The sequence below is a fragment of the Actinocrinis sp. genome (assembly GCF_035946395.1).
Lineage (GTDB): Bacteria > Actinomycetota > Actinomycetes > Streptomycetales > Catenulisporaceae > Actinocrinis.
Window position 1 is genome coordinate 1 of sequence record NZ_DASYZI010000221.1, and the last position, 5,398, is coordinate 5,398.

Annotated in this window: 3 protein-coding genes; 2 read left to right on the plus strand and 1 reads right to left on the minus strand. The window is 68.4% G+C overall.

Going from position 1 to position 5,398, the window contains the following annotated elements:
- Positions 1-524: 524 nt before the first annotated feature.
- Complete coding sequence (locus VGS97_RS14105; RefSeq protein WP_326853916.1) at positions 525-2,282, minus strand: ATP-binding SpoIIE family protein phosphatase; 1,758 nt, start codon at positions 2,280-2,282, stop codon at positions 525-527.
- 627 nt (positions 2,283-2,909) lie between these two features.
- Between VGS97_RS14105 and VGS97_RS14110 the strand changes: the two genes are divergently transcribed.
- Complete coding sequence (locus tag VGS97_RS14110; RefSeq protein ID WP_326853917.1) at positions 2,910-3,929, plus strand: TerC/Alx family metal homeostasis membrane protein; 1,020 nt, start codon at positions 2,910-2,912, stop codon at positions 3,927-3,929.
- 117 nt (positions 3,930-4,046) lie between these two features.
- Positions 4,047-5,138 (plus strand): phosphatidylinositol-specific phospholipase C domain-containing protein, encoded by a 1,092-nt coding sequence (locus tag VGS97_RS14115; protein WP_326853918.1) that lies wholly within the window; start codon positions 4,047-4,049, stop codon positions 5,136-5,138.
- Positions 5,139-5,398: the final 260 nt, after the last annotated feature.

Below are 5,398 nucleotides of genomic sequence, written 5' to 3' on the forward strand. Positions count from 1 at the left end.
TGGTGCGGAATAGGTGGGCCAAGTAGGTGGCACTGGGTACGTGGACCAGGCAGGTACTGCGCGCAGATCCACAGACACGGATCTACCTTCAGCCCAGCCCAGCCCAGCCCAGCCCAGCCCAGTCCAGTCCAGTCCAGGCGCGGCCGGGCCCAGCTCGGCTCGGCCAGCTCAGCCCAGTCCAGCTCAGCCCAGCTCGGCTCGGCTCGGCCCAGTCCAGCCCAGCTCGGTCCAGTCCAGTCCAGCCCAAGCCAGGCCAGCTCGGCCCAGCCCAGGCCAGGCCCGGTCAAGTCAGCCCAGCCCAGCCCAGCCCAGCCCAGCCCAGGTCAGGCCAGGCTTTGGGGTCCTCAACCCAGATCAGCCGTCAGCCCAGGTCCTGAGGCCCTCAACCCAGGTCTGTTGTCATCCCAGATCCTTCAGCTCAGCTCCCCAGCCCAGGTCCTCAGCGCCGGTCCTCGGCGCCGGTCCTCGGCCACGTCTGTCGCCAGCTCGGGGCTTCCGCACAAATCTGCGGTCAGCTCGGGTCTTCAGGCCGGGTTCATCGTGAACCAGACGATCTTGCCGGTGGCGGTGCGCCGGTGGCCCCACTTGCGGGACAGCTCGTTGACCAGCAGGATGCCACGGCCCCGCTCGGCGGTCGCGGACAGCTCCTGTAGTTCCGGCGGGGTGCGGGTCCGGTCGCAGACCTCGCACAGCAGCCCGGTCTCGTTGCGTTGCAGCCGCAACCGGATCTCGCCACCGGCGTGCTGGATCGCGTTGGTGACCAGCTCGCTGACCAGCAACTCCACCGTTTCGGTCAGCGCGCTCAGTTCCCAGGCCGCCAGGGTGTCGCGCACCAGGCGCCGGCAGCGCCCGACCTGCTTCGGCTCCCCGGGCAGCCACCACGCCGCCGAGCGGTCGGCCGGCAGCGGATGCACCCGGCTGATCAGCAGCGCGATGTCGTCCCGGTCCTTGGTCAGGTCAAGCTCCTTGACCACCTGGTCGCAGATCTCCTGCAACGGCCTGCCCGGCTCGGCGAGGTTTGCCCGCAGCAGGTTCAGACCCGAGTCGATGTCGCGCGCCTTGTTCTCCAGCAGCCCGTCGGTGCAGAGCACGAACAGCGCGCCGTCCGGCAGGTCGATGTCGAGGGTGTCGAAGGTGCCCGTTGCGCCACCCAGCCCCAGCGGCAGACCCGGGGCGACCTGGTGCAGCACCTCGGTCCGGCCGTCCGGGTGCACGACCAGCGGTGGGACGTGCCCGGCGCGGGAGATCGAACACTGCTGCGCGGCCGGGTCGTAGACCGCGTAGATGCAGGTCGCGAACAGCGAGTCGTCTATGTGCGGCATCAGGTCGTCCAGATGCGCCAGGACCTCGGCCGGCGGCAGGTCGACTGCGGCCAGCGTGCGTACCGCGGTGCGCATCTGCCCCATCGCGCTGGCTGCCTGCGTGCCGTGGCCCATCACGTCGCCGACCACCAGGGCGACCCGGCCGCCGGACAGGCCGATCACGTCGAACCAATCCCCGCCCACCACGGCCATGTCGCTGCCCGGCAGGTACCGGTGCGCGATCTCCAGCCCGACAGGGGCGGCCAGCTTGGTCGGCAGCATCGCCTTCTGCATGCTGATCGCGGTGTGCCGCAACTGGTCGTGCAGCCGCGCATTGTCCATCCAGATCGACGCGCGCGCCGCCAGCCGCTCGATCGACGCGAGCTCCACCGGGCGGAACCGACCGCGCGCCGGATTGCGGGTGAGCACCATCGCGCCCAGCACACGCCCACCGACCAGCAGCGGAGCGAAGACGCCGGGACGGCCTCCCATCAGCTTCCCGATGTCGGAACCGTCCGCAGCCGATGGCAGGGTGTGCATCGAATCGATGATCACCTCGTGCGACCGCATCGCCTTCGCATACGGCGAGGTCTCCGACACGATGATGACCTGCTCCACCGGCCAGGCGGTGCGCAGCCGCTCGGCCAACTCCGCGTCCCGGGCGCTGAACGCCAGCCGGACCAGGCGGATCGGCCCGTCGCGCGGCTCGGCCGCCCCCGCGCCGCTCAGCACGGTCTGGCGCAGCAGGATCGAGGCGTGATCGGCGAACCCCGGCACGACCAGGTCCACCACTTCCTGGGCGGTGATCGCCGGGTCCAGCGTTGAGCCGACGCGTACCGCGAGCTCGTCCAGCGGATCCCAGCCGCCGCGTTCGCTCCTGGCAGAGCCGGTTCGTGCGGCGCCCACGTCCGTGGCGGCTTGCGTCCCGGGATCCGGACGGTGTGTCGCCAGCACCCCGGCCGTGCTCTGCCTGCTTTCCACGCCCACCTGTCTCTTGCCTTTTTGCCCGGTTTCGGTGCGCCTCCGGGCCCGACCGGAGGGCGCTTGCGGGCCTACAGCTTGCGCTGCTCGCTGAGCGCGCGCAGTGCCTGCCCGGAAAGTTCCAACCGCTGGCCTCTCACCTGCGTGAATCCGGGCCGCTTACCCGGATGGTTGAGCGGCACACCGTATGTCGACGCTGTATGTCGCCGCCGCGCGCCCATTGCCCAGGGTAGGCGTCTGCTTGCGCCACGTACGCCGAATGGCCGAATTCTTCACTCGGCTGGATGAAGCGCACACGTCTCAGCCGGCTCGAATGGCCTTGACGAAGCCCGTCGCTGCCCGCGACGTCGGCGACGGTGACACCTCGGATGACCGGGGGATTCGTGTGATCGCGTCCCGAGGCGTCGCGCAGCTGTGCGAGAATGGCTCTTCAAGGAGGGGAGTACTCCCATCCCAAGCGGTGACGTCCGTCAACACGGCAGACGTCGCGGACGCAGCGAGAGCTGCGGCTGCGGTCGAGCCCGGGGTCACCGGCTTCGCCGGTGGTGTCGCGGTTGCGTACCCGGCGAGGTGGAGGAGACCTCCGGCGATGACTGATGTCCAGCCCGTCCGCCGGAGGAAATACCAATGTCCGTCCCTTTTTGGGTGTGGGTCCTCACCCTGGTCGGCCTGGTTGCCGTACTCGCCCTCGATCTGTTCGTTGTCGGCCGAAAGCCGCACGCTGTCACGCTGCGCGAAGCGGGAGTGTGGGTGGCCGCGATGGCAGCGCTCGCGGTGGCGTTCGGTACCGGGCTCGGTCACATCGCCGGGCCGGCCTACGGCGGGCAGTTCTTCGCCGGCTGGATCACCGAATACAGCCTGTCGGTCGACAATCTGTTCGTGTTCGTCCTGATCATGGCCAGGTTCAGAGTGCCGCGGGACTACCAGCACCGAGTGCTGCTGGTCGGCGTGCTGCTGGCGCTCGCCCTGCGCGGGGCGTTCATCGGCCTCGGCTCCGCCGCCGTGGCGGCCTTCGACTGGATCTTCTACGTCTTCGGCGCGTTCCTCTTCTTCACGGCGATCAAGCTCGCCTTCGGGCACAGCGGCCTGCCGGGGCAGCAGAATGACGGCGCCGCCGCTGGCGCCACCGCACAAGCGCCCGCTCTGCGTGAGAACGGCTTGGTGCGCTACGTCCGCCGCCTCTTCCCGACCGTGGACGAGTACCACGGCACCGCTCTGACCGCGCGGGTCGGCGCCCGCCGCGCGTTGACGCCGCTGGCGCTGGTCATCGTTGCGCTCGGGGCGACCGACGTACTGTTCGCGCTCGATTCGATCCCCGCCGTCTTCGGCCTCACGCAGCAGGCTTACATCGTCTTCACCGCGAACCTGTTCGCCCTGCTCGGCCTGCGCCAGCTCTACTTCCTGATCGGCGGCCTGCTCGACCGGCTGGTCTACCTGTCCACCGGGCTGTCCGTCGTCCTCGGCTTCATCGGGCTGAAGATGATCGTCGAGGCACTGCACAACTCAGGGATCGACCATCTCGGGCCGATCGCGCTGCCGGGCTTCCCGATCCCCTTCTCGCTCGGCTTCATCGTCCTCACACTGGTCGTGACCACAGTGCTGAGCCTGACCGTCGGCCGCCGCCGCACAGCCGTCGCAGAGAGCTGAACCGAAGATCACATCCTGCGGACCGCCGCGTGACACGTCCGATGCCGCCCGAATTCACCTACCAGGCCGACGATCCTCTCTGCACCAGGCAATGCCCACCCACACCAGGAGTCTGGTATGCCCACTCGCCTGCGCAGTCTGTCGCGTCCGCGCTCCCGCCGCGCTGCTGGAGCCGTCACCGCCGTCCTCGCCCTGGGGGCCGCGCTGGCCCTGCAACCCGGCGGCGCCTCCGCCGTGGATCAGGGCTCGCTCTCGTTCGCCGCGGCCACCACCGTCGGCATCCACAACACCTACAACCAGAGCGCTTACTCCCATCTCGACCAGGCCCTCGACGCCGGCGCGTCGCTGATCGAGCTCGACGTCTGGGCCGACTACATCACGGGCGACTGGGGTGTCAGCCACGACAACCCGCTCGGGAACTCCAACAACTGCACGCAGACCTCCACCCTCGCCGGTGCGTACACCGGCAGCACCAACGAGGACCTGAACAGCTGCCTGGACGACATCCGGCTCTGGCTCGCCGGCCACCCGGCGGCGAACCCGATCATGATCAAGATAGAGCTGAAGGCCGGCTTCGAGAACGACTACGGCATGGGCCCGTCCGAGCTCGACGCGTACATCAAGGCGCACATGGGCGGCCGGGTGTTCCGTCCGGTGGACCTGCTGACCAAGTCCGACGGAACCCAGTACGCCACCCTGGACGCCGCCGTTAAGGCCGGCAACTGGCCGACCCGCTCCGCGCTGGCGGGCAAGGCGATCATCGAGATCATCCCCGGCACCGTCGAGGAGAACAACCCCTTCGACTCCCTGTGGACCGACGTCGAATACTCCACCTATCTCAAGGGTCTGAAGTCCTCCGGCACGATCGCGAACGCCGAGATCTTCCCGAGCGTGCACAACGCCCAGACCGGCGACCCGCGCACCCGCTACTCCGACACGACGATCCGGCCCTGGTTCGTAGTGTTCGACGGTGACGCGAACACGTACGTCAGTGATGGAAACACCGAGTGGTACAACACCAACCACTACCTCGTCGTCGCCACCGACGCGTATGACGTGAACCCGGCGATCTCAAGCATCGCGCCGTCTCTCGCCGCCGCGCAGGCGAGGGTCGCGTTGCTGGCCAAGGACAGCGTCTCGTACATCTCGACCGACTGGACCACGTCTCCGGGTGACGGCGTCCTGTCCGAGGTGCTGCCTCGCGGCTGACGGGCGCGCAGAAACCAGTATGCGCACAGCCAGTGTGTGCGCAGCCAATACGTGCACAGAGTCAGAATTCCGGCATAGCGTCGTATAGCAGCGCAGACCGCGGTCGCCTGCGAGGTGGTCGCGGTCTGCCGTCCGGACTCTCAGCCTTTACTCAGTGAAATACAGGTATTGTTGCTGCTTGCTTTATCGCCGGGGCCGAGAATCCGAGGGGGCCGACACTCCGTGTTCGACGAGTCAGCGTTCGGTGACGAGCCGCATCC